This is a genomic window from Acuticoccus kandeliae, assembly GCF_003073115.1.
In genome coordinates, this window is the sequence record NZ_QBBV01000001.1 from 923186 (window position 1) to 938733 (window position 15548).

The following is a 15548-nucleotide window of genomic DNA, read 5'->3' on the forward strand; positions in this document are numbered from 1 at the left end:
GGCCCGTCAAGGCTCGGGGCGGCCACGGTCCGCGGCCGGGGCGATGGGGATGCGACGTGAGACTGCAACACTGCGACCGGTCCCCCCATCATTCATTTTGATTCGGCGTAGCCGACCGGGGGAGGGGGCGCAAGGTGCGCGCGCCCCCGCCGCCTCAGCGCGGCACGATGTTGATCGACGTCGTCTGCCGGTAGGGTGCGTCCGGCGTGCGGATGATGTTCGGGAAGGCGGGGTTGTTGAGCGCGTCCGGCCAGTCCTGCGCCTCGAGCGCGATGCCGGCGAACGCGCCGTAGTGGACGCCGCCGAGCCCCGGCACCGGGACGGGCGGCATGTCGTAGGCATCGTAGACCTGCACGCCGGGCCGGTCGGTCGAGAGGGTGAGGCGCATCGCGTCGCCTTCGAGGGTCATGGCCGGATCGCGCGCGGTGAGGCAGAAATTGATGTCGATCTCCGTCGACCCGATCGCGCGCGGGGTGCGGAAGTCGAACGGCGTGCCCTCGACGGGGAGGAGATTCCCGGTCGGGATCTTGCCGGCACCGGTCTCGGTCACGCGGTCGGCGTTGATCATCATGCGGTGCGTCGCGACGGGGCCGCCGAGGAGAAAATAAGAATGCTGGGCGAGCGCGATCGGGGTCGGCCGGTCGGGCACGCCATTCATGTCGAAGGTGATGGTGTTTCCGGCGAGCGTCATCGTCACCGTGAAGGCGACTTCGCCGGGGTAGCCCATCGCCCCGTCCGGGCTCGTGAGGGTGAGGCGCGCGCTGGTGGCGTCCGCCTCCATGTCCCAGAGCTGCCGGCCGAGGCCCTTCGCGCCGCCGTGGATGTGGTTGACGCCGCGCTCGTTGCGGTCGAGCTGATAGGTCGTCCCGTCGAGCGTGAAGCGCCCGTCCTTCACGCGGTTCGCGATGCGCCCGGCGATGATGCCGAAGGAGCGGCTGTGCAGCGGGTAGGGGTCGAACGTCTCGAAGCCGAGCGTCACCGGGAAGGGCGCGCCGGCGCTGTCCGGCACGCGCCAGTCCCGCACCACGGCGCCATAGTTGAGCACCTTCACCTCGACGCCGGTGTCGGAGGTGAGGGTCGCCTCGTAGACGGGCTTGTCCTCGAAGGTGCCGAAGCGCGTCAGTGTCATCTGTCTCTCCCGGTCAGGCGCGGTGCGAGCTCGTTGCGAGGAGCCCGGCCGCGCCGAGAAGCATCCCGCCGGAGATCCGGTTCATGAGGCGGATCCGCCCCGGATTCATCTCGAAGCGGCGCAGCATCGCGCCGGCGAGGGCGTAGCCGCCCGCCATCGCGAACTCGATCACGAGATAGAGCGCGCCGAGCGCGAAGAGCTGCGGCGCGACCGGCCCGCTGGTGTCGACGAATTGGGGGATGAAGGCGGTGAAGAGGAGCATCGCCTTCGGGTTCGTCATCGCGACCCAGAACTCCTTGCGGGCGAGGAGGAGGCCGGTCTTGCCGCCGGTGTCCGCCGCGACCGTGAGGGTGCGCGAGCGCCAGACCTTCACGCCGATATAAGCGAGGTAGGCGACGCCCACCCACTTCAGGATCGTGAAGGCGATCTCCGAGGCGCTGAGGAGCGCGCCGAGGCCCGCCGCCGCCAGCGTGACGAGGATCGCGAAGGCCGCGAGGCGCCCGCAGACGCCGATCATCGTCGGCACGAAGCCCGCCCGGATCCCATGCCCGAGCGACAGGAGATTGTTGGCCCCCGGCGTCGCCGCGACGAGCGCGGCGGCGGGGACGAAGAGCGTGAGCGTGCTGAGCGCGATCGACAAGGGTGCCTCCCGATGCCCCGCGGGGCGTTCGTCTAGCGCGGCAGGCGCGCGGTCAGGGTGCGTTCGAAATCGCCGGAGAAGCCGTCCGAGCAGAAGCCGCCGCCCTGGAGGCGGTCGCCGATCGGATCGGCCGGCAGCTTCGCCTGCTCGGCCATCGCGTAGGCGACATGGTCCTCGGCGTGGTGCTCCGGCTCGTAGCCGAGGGCGAAGGCGGTGCCGTTGTCCCACCAGGCGCGCTCGTTGTGCGAGGCGCCGTAGACGATCGCGTGGTGGATGTCCGGATGCTCGAGGCCGATCCCGATGAGCTGCATCAGGTCGTCCGGGTGCTGCCAGATCGACAGGCGCCGGTGGTCGGCCGGCTTGTAGCCGATATTGCCGATCCGGATCGACATCACGCGCAGCCCGTGCTTGTCGGCGAAGAGCGAGCCGATCGCCTCGCCGAAGGCCTTGGAGAGGCCGTAGAGCCCGTCCGGCCGCACCGGCTCGTTGATCCCGATCCGGCGCGCACGCGGGTAGAAGCCGACCGCGTGGTTCGACGAGGCGAAGATGACGCGCGGCACGCCGACCTCGCGGCAGGCGTCGAAAATGTTCCACACGCCCTGGATGTTGGGCGCGTGCACCGTCTCCCAATCGGCCTCGACCGACTGGCCGCCGAGATGGATGAGTCCGTCCGCCCCCTTGAGGAGCGCGCCGATGGCGGCGCGGTCGGTGAGGTCGGCCTTCACCCAGGTCTCGTTGGGGCCGAGGTCGCCGGGCGCCTCGACGATGTCGGACAGGATCATCGTGTACCGGTCGGCGAGCAGCGGGCGCAGCATCTTCGCAACGCCGCCGGCAGCACCGGTCATCACAATCGTCCGCTTTGTCATTGAGGCTTCCTCCCGTCCTGGTTGGGGGGGAGGTAAGACGGGATGCCGCAGATTTACAATGGGTCGGGTTGCCGAAATCGCGATCGCCGCGGTCAGCGCGGCCCTTGGTACGGACCGTGGAGCTTCTCCGTCGTGCATCCATAGCGAAGGCCCGTCAGCCACGGGCGCATCCGCCGGATCGCGAACTTCGCCATGCGCGGCTTCTCCACCGGAACCGCGAAGGTGAAGCGCTGCGGACCCGCGAGCGCGCGCTGCCGCCGCGCGCATTCGAGCCAGAGCGGCACGATGCGGGCGCGCCCCTCAAGGCGCGGATCGACGAAGGAGCACGTCCAGCGGAGGACGTCCTCACTGATGCGGTGGGTGACGATCCAGCCGCGCACCGCGTCCCCGGCCGCGCTGTCGATCAGCGCGACGCTGGTGGACGGGTCGGCGTCCGGCTCGAAATCGTAGGGGTTGAGGTCGGGCGCGACCCAGCCGCCGAGCCCCGCCTCGATCGCCTCCCGCGCTGAGTGGGAGACGTCGTGCCAGGCGGTGATGCGGAAGCGTGGGTCGAGCGTCGCGCCGATCAGCCAGGGCGTGCGGAAGGCGCTCTCCATGGTGGATTCGCAGATCAGCCGGTTGATCCAGGGCCGCCGCCATCCGGCCCGCATCAGGAGGATCGCAAGGTCCTGCGCGTCCGGGTCGACGGTCAGGTGGGCGACGCCGACGCTCGCCCCTTGCGCGAGGTAGATTGCCTCCAGCCGGTCGAGGAGGCGGCGTCCCAGCCCCCGGCCGCGATGGAAGGGGGAGACGAAGAGGGAGAGGAGCTCGTAGTCGCGGTTGGGCCCGCCGACGCCGACGGCGAGCCCGCACGCAAAGTCGCCATCGTACGCGACGACAAGGTTCGACTTCGCGCGGTGCCGGCCGATGGCGGCGACGACCGACGGGGAGGTGAGGTGCGCGACGGTCGCGATCGCGTCCGCCGGCAGGTCGGCGAGCGGCAGCGCCGGTTCCGGGGCCGGCCCCTGCGCCGCGAGGGGCGCGGCGTCAGGCCTCGACAGGCTCGGCGCGCTCTCGCGTTGCATCGGTGATCGCGCCCGGACGGTCGGGCTCCTCCAGAAGGCCGGACATGTAGACGGTGTCGAGCATGTCGGCGACGGTGAACATGCTCGCCCCCTCGTCGACGAGGGTGGCGACGATCTCGCGGATCGTGCGGTCCCCCTCGTGGAGCATCCCCCCGACGCGCTTGCCGCACGCGGCATTGGTGACGACGTGCTCCATGCAGCGCGAGCGCAGCAGGAAGCCCGTGTCCTGCGGGCTGTATTCGAGGTCCTCGCGGAAGCGGGCGGGCCACCAGCCGGGCACGTCGGTCGGCATGTGCTCGTCGATCAGGCTCTCGATCGCGGCGCGGAAGGAGGCGGCGTCGGTGAAATTCCGCTCATCGAAGATGCGGTAGCCGCGCGGGTAGCGCTCGCTCCCCGGCACCGGGGAGACGAGCTGGATCCGCCGCTTCGGCATCGACACCAGGAAGCCGGAGACGCAGGCGATCGTCGTGTGGTCGATCTCGATCGTGGCGATCTTGTCGGGCTTGCCGGCCGCGCGCAGCTTGAGGATCCGCTCGCGCGCGCGCCCCGCATTCGCCTTCGCGGCAAGCGCCTCGCGGTTCTGGAGCACCAGCTCCACGCCGAGAAGCTCCTCCGGCGTGAAGGCGGCGTGGATCTTGTCCATGTGCTTCACCGAGAGGACCGAGAAGCGGTTGGTGACGGTGCGATACTGGTCGAAGAGGGCGAGGATGCGGCGGGTGAGGGCCGGGTCCTTCAGCGGCGCGGCGGTGGTCGTCTGCGGGAGCGCGCCGGTGATGTGGTAATAATCCTCGATGAAGCGGTCATAGTCCGGGTTGTCGCACGGGTCGGTCGCCCAGTAGCAGAAGCCGGTCTGCACCGCGGTGCCGAAGAGGTCGTGCATCGTGCCGACGACGCCCTGCCACAATGTCGCGTGCTCGGGCGTGTAGGGGAAGTTGCCGGCGAAGCGGTCGGCCGAGATCCCGCAGAACCAGCAGCCGACCGAACAGCCGTCGCTGAGCTCGAACGCGACGACCGGGTGGACGATCGCGTCGGCCGATCCGCCGAGCTCGCTCATCGAGCGGGCCACCTGGCGGGTGCGCCAGCGGTCGAAGCGAGGGTGGAGTTCGCGCGTGTTGCCGGTGTCGCGGATGAGGCCGCGGTGGGCGATCATCTCTTTGATCCAGCGGTCCCACGCGTTCGCCTTCGGCCAGCGCGCGTCCGCCTCCTCGGTCCCGCGATATTTGAGGTGGCTGCGCCGCCAGAGCGGCATGATCTCGGCGGGGTCGATGTCGATGCCGAGCGCGGCCGTCACGCCGGCCGGGCTGTCGACATTCTCCTTCAGCGCCTCGCGGAATTTCGGGTCGCCCGCCATGCGCTCCATGAAGCGCTTCAGGTGCGCAAGATCGCGAAGCTCTTCCGGCGAGCGGTTGTCGAACATCGCCCGATAGTGACGCGTGGCCTCGGTGATCGTCATGGAACCACTCTCGTGTGACGCTGGCCTGCGCCGCCTGCGCGCGCAGGATGACAGGGTGGCGGGCGGCGTGCGCCCGCCACGGCCGGCCCGGTTGCCGGGGTCAGGTGAGGACGGCGGCGGCGACCGCGACGATCTCCGCGGCCGCGGCCACGTCCGCCGCAGCTTCGGCGACCTGCACAGCGGAGGTCGCGACTTCCGCGGCCTCGGCGGCGCTGGTCGCGACGCCCGCGGTCTGCACCGTGGTGGAGCTCGTGGAGCTGTGGCTCTTGCCGCCGGCGACGGCGTCGAGCTGTTCGTCGGTCAATTCTTTCGGGGTGCGGGACTGGATGAAGTCTTTCGCCTCATCGACGTTGAAATCGTACCCGCGCTCCTTGGCAAAATCGACGACCGAGGCAAGGCCGGTCGCACTATCCTTCAGCTCGGCCGCCATCGTTCGGTCGGCGACGAGATCATCCGCGAACCGTTTCGCTTCCGAAAGGGACATGGGCTTGGCACCTTCGTTTGTGATCATCCCAGGCGGGGCCGCTGACTACTTGCGGTAACGAACATGAAAATGCCCGGACACACTTCATGAGACTTGCTCTTGTTCTGTAAGTCAAGCATCTTCGATGCTCTGGGGCGAATATCGATTTCAACTGTGAAGTTGATTTAAACTCTCGTTTGAATCAGCCTGACATATCGAGAAGATTTGTGGTGACGATCTTCCACCTGTGCACAAAAGTGCACGATATGCTGCGCCGCATAAGGAGAGACCTTGGACGCGCCGTCATCTAATCCAGGCTTCGCTCCGGTCGTCTTCGTCAACATGCCCGTGGCCGGGATCGAGCGTCCGTCGATCGCGCTCGGCCTGATGAAATCGATCCTGGCGCAGGAGGGGATCGCGAGCGAGGTCGCCTACGCGAACCTCTGGTTCCTCGACTATTTCAACATCGGCATCGCGCAGGCCCTCGCCGTGGTCGCGCCGGAGCACGCGGTGGTCGACTGGCTCTTCGCCGCCGCCGCCTTCCCCGATTTCGAGCCCGACCACGACGCCTATCTCGACCGGCTCCTCCCGCTCGCCCCCCATTTCGCACGCGCGAAGCTCGACCGGGCGGGATTGCTGCGCGTGCGCGGCCAGATCCCGGCCTTCGTGGACTGGACCGCCCGGCGCATCCTCGCGCGCAAGCCGCGCATTGTCGGCTGCACGTCGATGTTCCAGCAGCACGTCGCCTCGCTGGCGCTCCTGCGCCGCGTGCGCGAGCTCGCCCCCTCAGTCGTCACGATGCTCGGCGGCGCCAATTGCGAGTCCGTCATGGGCCGGACCACCCACGCCCACCATGATTGGGTCGACTATGTCGTCTCGGGCGAGGCGGACCAGTTCATCGCGCCCTTCATGGCCGACGTGCTCGCTGCCGGAGCGGACGAGATCGCGGCCGACCGCCTGCCTTTCGGCGTCTTCGGCCCGGTCCACCGGCGCGTCAACTATCCGGTGACGGGTGAGGGCGACGGCGTGCCGCGCGCGGTGACGGACGATCTGCGGCAACTGCCGCTGCCGGACTATTACGAATATTTCGACGAGCTGAAATCTTCTCTCTACGCGAACCTCATCTTGCCCGGACTGCCGATGGAGTTCTCGCGCGGGTGCTGGTGGGGGGCGAAGAGCCACTGCACCTTCTGCGGCCTCAATGGCGGCAACATGGCCTTCCGCGCCAAGGCCCCGGCCATCGTCGCGGGCGAGATCGACACGCTGTCGGCCCGCCACGGGGTGAAGCGGATCGAGGCCGTCGATAACATCATGGACATGGCCTACTTCAAGGAGGTCCTGCCGACGCTCGCCGCGCGCGAGACCCCGCTCACGATCTTCTTCGAGACGAAGTCGAACCTGAAGAAGGCGCAGGTGAAGGCGCTCGCCGATGCCGGGGTCAAATGGATCCAGCCGGGGATCGAGAGCCTCGATTCGCGCGTCCTGACGCTGATGCGAAAGGGCTGCACGGCGGCGCAGAACATCCTCCTCCTCAAATGGTGCCGCCAGTACGGGATCCGCACGAGCTGGAGCATCATCACCGAGTTTCCGGGCGAGGAGGACGGCTGGTACGCGGAGATGGCCGCGATCATGCCCGCCCTCGTCCACCTCCAGGCGGGGGTGAGTGTCCCGCTGCGCTACGACCGCTACTCGCCCTATTTCACCGCGCCAGATCAGTTCGGCGTCGCGCTCGCCCCGTCCCCCTTCTACGCCTACGCCTATCCGCTCGACGCCGCCGCGCTCGCCGATCAGGTCTATTTCTTCGAGAACGCGAATGCCGCGCCGTCGGGGCCCGAGGTGCGGCCGGGGCTCGCGGCCGTGCGCCAGGCGGTTCTCGAATGGCGGCGCGCCTGGCTCTCCGGCCCGCCCGTCCTCACGATGAGCGAGACCGCCGACGGCCTCCTCGTGGAGGACACGCGCCCCGGCGGGACCGATCGCACGCTGACGGGCCTTGCCCGCGCGCTGATCCTCGCCGCCGATGACGGGCCGCCTGAGGCCGCCGTGAATGCGGCGATGGCGCGGGAGGGTTTTGCCGGCGAGGCGGTGGAGGCGGCGGTGGCGGCGCTCGTCGCGGACCGGCTGCTCCTGCGCCTCGACGGGCGTCTCATCGGGCTGCCGCTGACGAAGCCGCACACGCTGATCCCCGCCCCGTCCGCCTTTCCGGGCGGCTATGTCGCGAAGGGGGCCGGGCTTGCAGAACAGTTTCTCGCCACCGTCTGAGGGCGACCGGCTCGGCCGCAGGGTCCGCACCGTCCGCCTCGATGCGCCGCTGGCGCTGACGGCGGGCGGCGCGCTCACCCCCGTCGACATCGTATTCGAGACCTATGGGCGGCTGAACGCGCGGCGCGACAACGCGATCCTCGTCCTCCACGGCCTCACCGGCGACCATCACGCGGCCGGCCCCGTCGCCGCGCCGCACGTGAAGCCCGGCTGGTGGGACGGCGCGATCGGCCCCGGCCGCGCGCTCGACACCGACCGCTTTTGCGTCATCGCCCCCAACGCCGTCGGCGGCGCGTTCTCCACCGGGCCGCACAGCCCCGACCCCGCCACCGGCGCGCCCTATGGCCTCCGCTTCCCCGTCCTCACCATCGCCGACATGGCGCGGGCGGGGATCGGGCTCGCGGACGCGCTCGGCATCGAGCGGGTCCACGCGCTGGTGGGCGGCTGCTTCGGGGGCTTCCAGATCCTCGAATGGCTCGCGCAGGCGCCCGAGCGCGTCGGATCCGCCGCCATCATCAGTGCGACGGCCCGCACGAGCGCGCACAATCTCGCCCTCTTCAGCGTCCTGCGCGCCGCGATCATGAGCGACCCCGCCTTCCGCGGCGGCGACTACTACGACGCGGGCCAGCCGGCCGCCGGCCTCGGCCTCCTCGCCATGACCGGCGCGCTCCACTGGATGGGCCGCGACACGTGGGAGCGCCGCTTCGGCACCGCGCCGCTCCGCCCCGGCCCGCCGCGCTACACGCTGGAGCCGGACTTCGCGGTCGATGGCTTCCTCGCCGAGGTCGGCGCGAACGCCAGCAGAGGCACGCTCGACGCGAACAGCCTCCTCTACCTCACCCGCGCGATCGACTATTTCGACATGGCCCGCGACCACGGCTCGCTGGAGGCCGCCCTCGCGGGGGCGCACGCGCCCGTCCTCCTCGTCAGCTACGAGACGGATTGGCGCTATCCGCCCGCCGAGATGGCTGAGATCGGCGCCGCGCTGCCTGAGGCCACGCCGTGCCGGCACCTCGTCCTCGCGAGCGGCATCGGCCACGGCGCGTTCCTCTACGAGTTCGCCTCGCTGGAGCCGCACCTGCGCGCCTTCATCGACGGGACCCTTCCGCCGGAATGAGGTCGTCGACCGAGAGGATCGGCTCCCCCATCATCGCCGCGCCGAGATCGACGCGCGCGCGCGTTGCGAGACCCGCTTCGGCGGCGGCCGCGCGATGGACGCCGATCTCGACGAGATATTGGCGCGAGAAGCCGTGCCCGGCATCGAGGCTCGTGACGAGGCTGCGCCCGATATGGCAGGCGGCGGCGGTGGGGTTCACCGTGTGCGCCTCGATCGAGACCATGCCGTGCCGGGCGATCAGCGGCCGCCACGCCTCGAACAGCGCGACGAGGGCCGAATAGGCCTCATCCGCCGGGATGAAGCGCCCGTCGCGGCCGGTGAACACCGCCTCCGTCGCCGGGGCCTTAAGGATCCGCCCCGGCCGCTTGTGGCGGCGATTGTGGAGGACGGACTTGTTGACGTGGAGCGCGTCGGCCGCGTCGACGCCCTGCGCCGACAGCGCCTCGGCGATGGCGCCCGGCTCGCCGATATCGCCCGCGATGGTGACGAACGGCGCGTCGAGCGTCGCGAGGCGGGCGGCGGTCGCGCGCTCCGCGACGGAATTGTACTCGACGCCCGCGAGCGTCAGCGGGCGGCGGTCGAGGTGGCGGCCGCGCAGCGTGCGCGTGCGGATCGCCTCGTAGGTGACCGCGAGGACGGTGCCGTCGCCCGACCCCGTGTCGACGAGCGCGGCGGGCTGCACCTCGAGCGGCGCATCGAAGCGGGGCAGGACCGCGTCGAGGAAGGGCTCGCGGCAGGTGGCGTTGAAGACGTCGCCGCTGAAGGCGATGTCGAGCGCGCGGTCGACGTGCGCCTCCTCGCCGGGGGCGGGCGGGGTCGGGGCGGGAAAGCCGCGGATGAGGTCCGCCACCCGCTCAAAGGTCGCGAGATAGGAGAGGGGGTAGGCGTATTGGCACGCGAAGGGGACGGCGTGCCGTCCGTCCTCGGTGAGGCGCGCGGCGCTGCACGCCCCCTCCATCCAGCCGACGGCCTCCAGCACCGCGAACGCCTCCGGCGACACCGCACCTTCGCCTTCGGGGAGCCCGGCGCGCGAAAGGTGGAACCAGAGCGCCGCCGCCTCGGGGCCGAGACGCTGCTGGCGCACGCGCGGCGGCGCGCCGGCGGGGGGCGGCGTCGGCGCGGGCGTCTCGCCCGCGAGCCATGCCTCGGCCCGGCGGACCGACTGGCGCGCGCCGTCGAACCATTGCGGGTTGGCGGCGACCGCCTCGCCATAGGGGGTGAGGCCGGCGCGCGCCCAGCTCCCCGCCGCGATCCCCTGGCCGACGAGGAGTTTCAGCGCGAGCGCCGCGTCACCCTCGCCAAGGCCGAAGCCCGCGAGCTCGACATGGGTGAGCGGGCCGCGGGCGAGTGCGGCCATCGCCCCGTTCGCGTGCAGCGCTTCGAGGAGCGTCCCGGTCGCGATCCCGTCTGTGTGGTGGCACAGGCTCGCCCAGGCGCTCGCCCTGCTCATTGGACCTGCCGCTCGACGAGGCGCGCGAAGAGGCCGTTCCTGGCCATGAGGGCCTTATAGTCGCCTTCCTCGACGACCTCGCCCTCGTCGAGGACGACGATCTTGTCCGCGTCGATGATCGTGGAGAGGCGGTGGGCGATGACGATCTGCGTCGCCTTCATCGTCTTGAGGTTCTTCGTGACGAGGGCCTGGGTCACGTTGTCGAGCGCGCTCGTTCCCTCGTCCATGATGAGGACCTTCGGCTTGCGCACGATGGCGCGCGCGATCATCAGGCGCTGGCTCTGGCCACGCGAGATCACCGAGGTGCCGGTCCCGACCTGGGTGTTGAGGCCCATCGGCCAGGATTTCAGCTCCTCGGCGAGGCCGGCCTGGGTCAGCGCCTCGGTCACCTCCTCCGGCGAGACGGGGAGGCCCGCCGCGACATTGTCGTAGATCGACCCCGACAGCAGGCCGCCATCCTGGAGGACGACGCCGAAGGCTTGGCGCAGGTCCCAGCGGTTCACGAAGCGGATGTCGTTGCCGTCGACGAAGACGGACCCGGTCTCGGGCGTCTCGAACCCGAGGAGGAGGCGCACGACCGAGGACTTGCCCGCCCCCGAGGGGCCGACGATCGCGGTCATCTTCCCCGCCTCAGCGCGGAAGGAGACGTCCTTCAGCGCGAGCGGCGCGCCGGGGGCGTAGCGGAAGCCGACATTGCGCAATTCGATCTCGCCATGCACCTCGCCGAGATGGCCGAAGCGCGACTGCGGCTCGGGCGCGGCGTCGAGGATCGGCCGCACACGCTTGAAGAGGGGGTGGAGCATCGAGAAGTGCAGGATGGCGCGCGTCGCGGAGAACATCGCGGCGGTGAACTGGCCGAGCGCGACGTTGAAGGCCACGAACTGCGCGGTCGACATCGGCGAAGGCGGCACGACCGAGGGCGGCGCGCTGTCGAAGAAGGCGAAGAGCGTCTTCATCTGGAGGCCGATCGTCGCCAGCACCGCGACGGTCACGAGATAGGGGAAGACCGACCGCAGGACGAGGAGGCGGTTGTTGAGGACGCGCTGGCGCAGCGACAGCGCGACGAGGTCGCGGTAGTCCTCCAGCCACCGCAGGAAGGCGCGCTGCTCCGCGCCCGCGACGCGCAACTTGCCGATCGCCCCCACCATCTGCAGGACGACGCCCTGCACCTTGCCGCCGAGGTCGAGCGTGCGGCGGTTGTAGGCGAGGATCGACCGGCCGAGGAGGACCGCGACGATGGAGAAGAGCGCCGCGATCAGGAAGGCGATGAGCGAGGCCTCCCAGTCGAAATAGACCATCAGCCCGAGGCTGAAGAGCGCGCCGACGATGCTCGTCAGCACGAGGTGGGAGGCGTTGCCGAGGATGCCGCGCATCGAATCGATGCTGTCCGTGCGGTTGGCGAGGTCGCCGGCGGTGAAGTCGCGGAAGAAGGGGGCGGGCAGGCTGAGTAGGCGGATCCAGACCGCGCCCTGCACGCGGTTCTCCATCTGCCCCTCGATGCGCAGGAGCGAGAGGGACTGGACGAGCCCGGTCATCGCCGTCGCCCCGGCCGTGAGGAGGAGGAGCGCGCCGATGACGGCCACCTGATGGATCTCGGCGCTCGGTACGATCGGATCGAGGAGCCAGCCGAGCGCGATCGGGGTCACGAGCGAGAAGCCGCCGAGCATGATCATGCTGATGATGATGTTGCGCACGTCCCGCCCCGCGCCGAAGAGGCTGTATCGCAGGAGCCGCCACGGGGTGAGCGTCTCGGCCGGGAGCGGCACCTGGAAGAGGTGGACGACGCGGTCGATCGTCTTCGCCACCGCGCCGGTGACGCGGATGCGGCCCTCCGCGCCGACGAGGTCGTAGCCGCCGGGGCGGGGGATGAGCGCCACCGGCTCGCGCTCCGCGCCGCGGAAGCCGAGGAGGGGGCCGTGGTCGATGCGCCACCAGTCGTCGAGAAGGGTGACGGTGCGGCTCATCATCCCGTTGTTGCGCGCATAGCGCTGGATGAGGGAGCGCTCGGAGGCGCCGGGCGAGACCATCACGTCCACCGGCTCGCCCGCCCCGCCGGTGGCGCGGTAGACGATGCGGGCGATGGCGTTGAAGTCGGCGCCGAGATTGTCGAGCGAATGGTCGCGCCGGTCGATGAGGGCGGCGGTCTGGCGAAGCCGCGCGCCGAAGCGCTGGCGCGTCTCGGCGCTCACCGTCTCCGACCGCGTCCGCCGCGCCGCGCGCCGCGCCGAGAGGCCCTGGCGCGCTCCCTCGACCACCAGCGCGTTGATATGGTCGAGCGGGGCCTGCCAGTCGGCGTGCGCCTCGGCGGCTGTCGCAGGGGCCGCCGGGTCGGCGTGTGGGGGCGAAGGGGTGGCCTCGCCCTGCTGCGCGCCGCTCGCGGGCGGGGCGGTGGCGGGCGCTGCGCCGGCGGATGGCGCGCCGGTGAGCCCGGTCGCCTTCATCAGGTCGACCCAGCCGCGGAAGAGGTGCTGGACCGCCTCGCGGCCCTCCGGCGTCGCGGCGTGGGCGGCGAGGTCGGCGCGCGTTGTCGTTGCGAGCTCGGTGTCCTCGGTCGGGATCGCGATCACGGCCCCGTCCGAATCCGTCTCGGTCATCGCGTCGGCGAGGCCCCCGGCCTCGACGCGGGCGATGAAGGTCCGCCCCCGCTGGTCGCTCCACAGGAGGTCGAGCGCGCCGGAGAGGACGAGCCAGCACTGGCCGCGCCCGACGAGGGGGAAGCGGTCCGACGCGTCCACCACGCGGCGCGCATCCGAGACGCCGAGCGCCCGCGCCACCGACGCGGCCGGATCCTTCCACTTCGCCTCAAGGATCGCGTCGAGCGAGTGTTCGCCGCCGAGAAAATCCGCGAGGAAGCTCATCGCGCGCCCACCAGCTCGGCATAGAGGCCGCGCTCGTGCATCAGCTTGCGGTGGCCGCCATGCTCGACCACCTCGCCGTTGGAGATGACGTAGATCGCCTCGCAGTCGCGGATCGTCGACATGCGGTGCGCGACGTTGATGTTCGTGATCCCCCGTCGCTGGATGTTGCGCCCGATGGCGGCCTCGGTGAAGGAATCGAGCGCCGAGGTCGCCTCGTCGAGGACGATGATGGAGGGCTGGCGCGCGAGCGCCCGCGCGATCTCCAGCCGCTGGCGCTGGCCGCCCGAGAAGTTGCGCCCGCCCTCGTCGACGATCCCCTCATAGGCGCCGGGGCGGGCCATGATCGTGTCGTGGATCGCCGCGTCCCGCGCCGCCTCGACCACCGCCTGCCAGGGGGCGAAGGGGTCCCACAGGGTCAGATTGTCGAAGATGGTGCCAGCGAAGAGGATCGTCTCCTGGTCCACCCAGGCGATGGAGGAGACCATCGCGCTGCGCCCGATCTCGGTGAGCGGCCGCCCGTCATAGAGGATCTCCCCCTCGGACGGCTCGTAGAGGCCGAGGATGAGGCGCAGGAGCGTCGACTTCCCGCTGCCGCTCGGACCCACGAGCGCGACCCGCTCGCCGGGCTCGATCGTCATGTTCACGTTGCGGATGAAGGGCGGGTCGAGCCGGGTGAAGGCGTAGGAGACGTTGCGCAGTTCGATCCGCCCCGTGAGGAGGTCGCGCAAGGGCGCGGCGTCGACCGCCGGGGCGGCCGCGCGGCGGCGGAAGGGGTTCGCGAGCGCGGTCCCTTTCGCCCGTTCGGTCGGCGCCTGATCGGCCGCGATCTGGGCGGTCACGACCGGGTCGATCCGCGTGTTGAAGACGTCGTTCAGCCGGCTCACATGGCCGTTCGCCTGCTGGAGCTGCACGTTGAAGCCGATCAGCGAGTTGATCGGGCCGACGAAGTTGCTGAGCAGCATCTTGAAGGCGACGAGCCCGCCGATCGACAGCGAGCCCTCGATGATGAGGAGCGCACCCACCGCGACCACCGCCGCCGTCGTCGCCGCGCTGAGGAAGGAAGGCACCGCCTGGAGGAGGATCGTCGTGCGGTGGAGGCGCTGGGCGGTGGTGATCGAGTTGGTCTGGTAGCCCGACCAGACGCGGAAGAAGTCGTTCTCCGTCCCCATCGCCTTGATGGTCTCGATCGTCTGGAGGCCGGCCATCGCCGCGCCCGTCACCTTGGCCTGCGTGTTCAGGAGCGAGGCGTTGAGGTCGCGGATGCGGCGCTGGACCCAGCCGACCGCGATGAGGCTGATCGCGGTGAGGGCGAGGGCGATGAGCGTCAGCTCCGCGCTGAAGAGCCAGAGCACCGCCACGTAGAAGATCGCGGTGAAGGCGTTCACCAGCACCATCGGCATCGGCCCGGAGAGCATCCCCGCGAGCGCGTTCGCCGAGTTCACGCGCGAGACGATGTCGCCGCCGAAGCGCTGGGTGAAGAAGGTCACCGGCAGGCGCAGCATGTGCCACAGGAATTGCGTGGCGATGGTGATGGTGAACTTCATCTGGAGGCGCAGGAGCACCGATTGCTGGAACCAGACGAGCGCCCCGTTGAGGATGCCGGCGAGGAAGAGGCCGAGAACCAGCGGGAAGAGCCACTCGTCGAACCGGCGCACCAGCACCTCGTCGACGAAGATCTTGAGGAGGGCCGGCAAGAGGATCGTGGGCACGATGAGGAGGAGGCTGATCGCCGCGATGAGGACGAGCGCCCAGCGCGAGCCCTCCGTCCACTGCACGAGCGCGGGGAGGACGCGGCGGCGCGTGCCGCCGGTGCGGAAGTCCGGCCCCCGCTTGAAGGTGAGGGCTATGCCGGAGAAGGCATCGTCGAACTCGCGGCGGGTGACGGTGCGCTGCCCCATCGCGGGGTCGTTGAGATAGACGCGCCCGCGCTCGCGCCCCTCCACGACGAGGAAGTGGTTCTCGTTCCAGAAGACGATGAAGGGCGGCGCGAGCTTCAGCGCCGCGTCGGCGTCGAGCTGGAGCGCCTTCACCTTGAGGCCGTAACCCTCGGCGGCGGTCTTGATGTGGGAGACCTTCACCCCGTCGCGCGAGACGCCGGTGGTCTCGCGCAATTCCTCCAGCGGCACGAAGCGGCGATAGTAGCCGAGCACGATGCCGAGGGCCGCCGCCCCGCACTCCGTCGCCTCCATCTGGAGGACGGTGGGGGTCGAGACCCGTCGCGGGCGCCCCCTCAGCACGGCGCGTCCCGG

The 15548-nt window shown here is 70.3% G+C and carries 11 protein-coding genes; 2 read left to right on the forward strand and 9 right to left on the reverse strand.

Annotated elements, in window-relative coordinates; translation table 11 throughout:
- Positions 1–154: 154 nt before the first annotated feature.
- The 6 genes from DBV35_RS04235 to DBV35_RS04260 all read right to left on the reverse strand — a co-directional run bounded on the left by DBV35_RS04235 (position 155) and on the right by DBV35_RS04260 (position 5663).
- Positions 155–1129, reverse strand: a complete 975-nt coding sequence (locus DBV35_RS04235) for an aldose epimerase family protein (protein ID WP_108658975.1) — start codon at positions 1127–1129, stop codon at positions 155–157.
- 13 nt (positions 1130–1142) lie between these two features.
- Positions 1143–1769 carry a LysE family translocator gene (locus DBV35_RS04240; protein ID WP_170134869.1) on the reverse strand — a complete coding sequence of 209 codons (627 nt, stop codon included), beginning with the start codon at positions 1767–1769 and terminating at the stop codon, positions 1143–1145.
- Between the two features lie 32 nt (positions 1770–1801).
- Entirely contained in the window at positions 1802–2614 is an 813-nt protein-coding gene (locus tag DBV35_RS04245; protein ID WP_108660545.1) for an NAD-dependent epimerase/dehydratase family protein, read from the reverse strand.
- 113 nt (positions 2615–2727) lie between these two features.
- The gene (locus DBV35_RS04250) at positions 2728–3699 is read right to left on the reverse strand and encodes a GNAT family N-acetyltransferase (protein ID WP_108658976.1); all 972 of its coding nucleotides are present in this window, start codon (positions 3697–3699) and stop codon (positions 2728–2730) included.
- Positions 3662–5152, reverse strand: coding sequence for a radical SAM family RiPP maturation amino acid epimerase (locus DBV35_RS04255; RefSeq protein ID WP_108658977.1), 1491 nt, complete (start codon positions 5150–5152; stop codon positions 3662–3664). The genes DBV35_RS04250 and DBV35_RS04255 overlap by 38 nt, the downstream gene beginning before the upstream one ends.
- A 100-nt stretch (positions 5153–5252) precedes the next feature.
- A complete protein-coding gene (locus tag DBV35_RS04260) occupies positions 5253–5663 on the reverse strand; it encodes a Nif11-like leader peptide family RiPP precursor (protein ID WP_108658978.1) in 411 nt (136 codons plus the stop codon).
- A 243-nt stretch (positions 5664–5906) separates the two neighbouring features.
- Between DBV35_RS04260 and DBV35_RS04265 the strand changes: the two genes are divergently transcribed.
- Positions 5907–7874: a RiPP maturation radical SAM C-methyltransferase gene (locus tag DBV35_RS04265; protein ID WP_205648463.1), complete on the forward strand. Its 1968-nt coding sequence runs from the start codon at positions 5907–5909 to the stop codon at positions 7872–7874.
- On the forward strand, positions 7846–8991 hold the full coding sequence (gene metX, locus DBV35_RS04270) for a homoserine O-acetyltransferase MetX (RefSeq protein ID WP_157961577.1): 1146 nt from the start codon (positions 7846–7848) through the stop codon (positions 8989–8991). The genes DBV35_RS04265 and metX overlap by 29 nt, the downstream gene beginning before the upstream one ends.
- Here the strand turns inward: metX and DBV35_RS04275 are convergent.
- From DBV35_RS04275 to DBV35_RS04285, 3 genes are read right to left on the reverse strand one after another with little or no spacing between them, the layout of a single operon-like run.
- A complete protein-coding gene (locus tag DBV35_RS04275) occupies positions 8963–10441 on the reverse strand; it encodes an AprA-related methyltransferase (RefSeq protein WP_108658980.1) in 1479 nt (492 codons plus the stop codon). The two genes, metX and DBV35_RS04275, sit on opposite strands and share 29 nt — an antisense overlap.
- Entirely contained in the window at positions 10438–13299 is a 2862-nt protein-coding gene (locus tag DBV35_RS04280; protein WP_108658981.1) for an ATP-binding cassette domain-containing protein, read from the reverse strand. Before DBV35_RS04280 ends, DBV35_RS04275 begins: the two co-directional genes overlap by 4 nt.
- Positions 13296–15536 carry an NHLP family bacteriocin export ABC transporter peptidase/permease/ATPase subunit gene (locus tag DBV35_RS04285; RefSeq protein WP_157961578.1) on the reverse strand — a complete coding sequence of 747 codons (2241 nt, stop codon included), beginning with the start codon at positions 15534–15536 and terminating at the stop codon, positions 13296–13298. Before DBV35_RS04285 ends, DBV35_RS04280 begins: the two co-directional genes overlap by 4 nt.
- Positions 15537–15548: the final 12 nt, after the last annotated feature.

Bases quoted from the DNA above. Each gene is read 5' to 3' on its own strand.
- DBV35_RS04235 (WP_108658975.1), bottom strand. From the start codon at position 1,129: ATGACACTGACGCGCTTCGGCACCTTCGAGGACAAGCCCGTCTACGAG.
- DBV35_RS04260 (WP_108658978.1), bottom strand. From the start codon at position 5,663: ATGATCACAAACGAAGGTGCCAAGCCCATGTCCCTTTCGGAAGCGAAA.
- DBV35_RS04250 (WP_108658976.1), bottom strand. From the start codon at position 3,699: ATGCAACGCGAGAGCGCGCCGAGCCTGTCGAGGCCTGACGCCGCGCCC.
- DBV35_RS04245 (WP_108660545.1), bottom strand. From the start codon at position 2,614: ATGACCGGTGCTGCCGGCGGCGTTGCGAAGATGCTGCGCCCGCTGCTC.
- DBV35_RS04280 (WP_108658981.1), bottom strand. From the start codon at position 13,299: ATGAGCTTCCTCGCGGATTTTCTCGGCGGCGAACACTCGCTCGACGCG.
- DBV35_RS04275 (WP_108658980.1), bottom strand. From the start codon at position 10,441: ATGAGCAGGGCGAGCGCCTGGGCGAGCCTGTGCCACCACACAGACGGG.
- DBV35_RS04255 (WP_108658977.1), bottom strand. From the start codon at position 5,152: ATGACGATCACCGAGGCCACGCGTCACTATCGGGCGATGTTCGACAAC.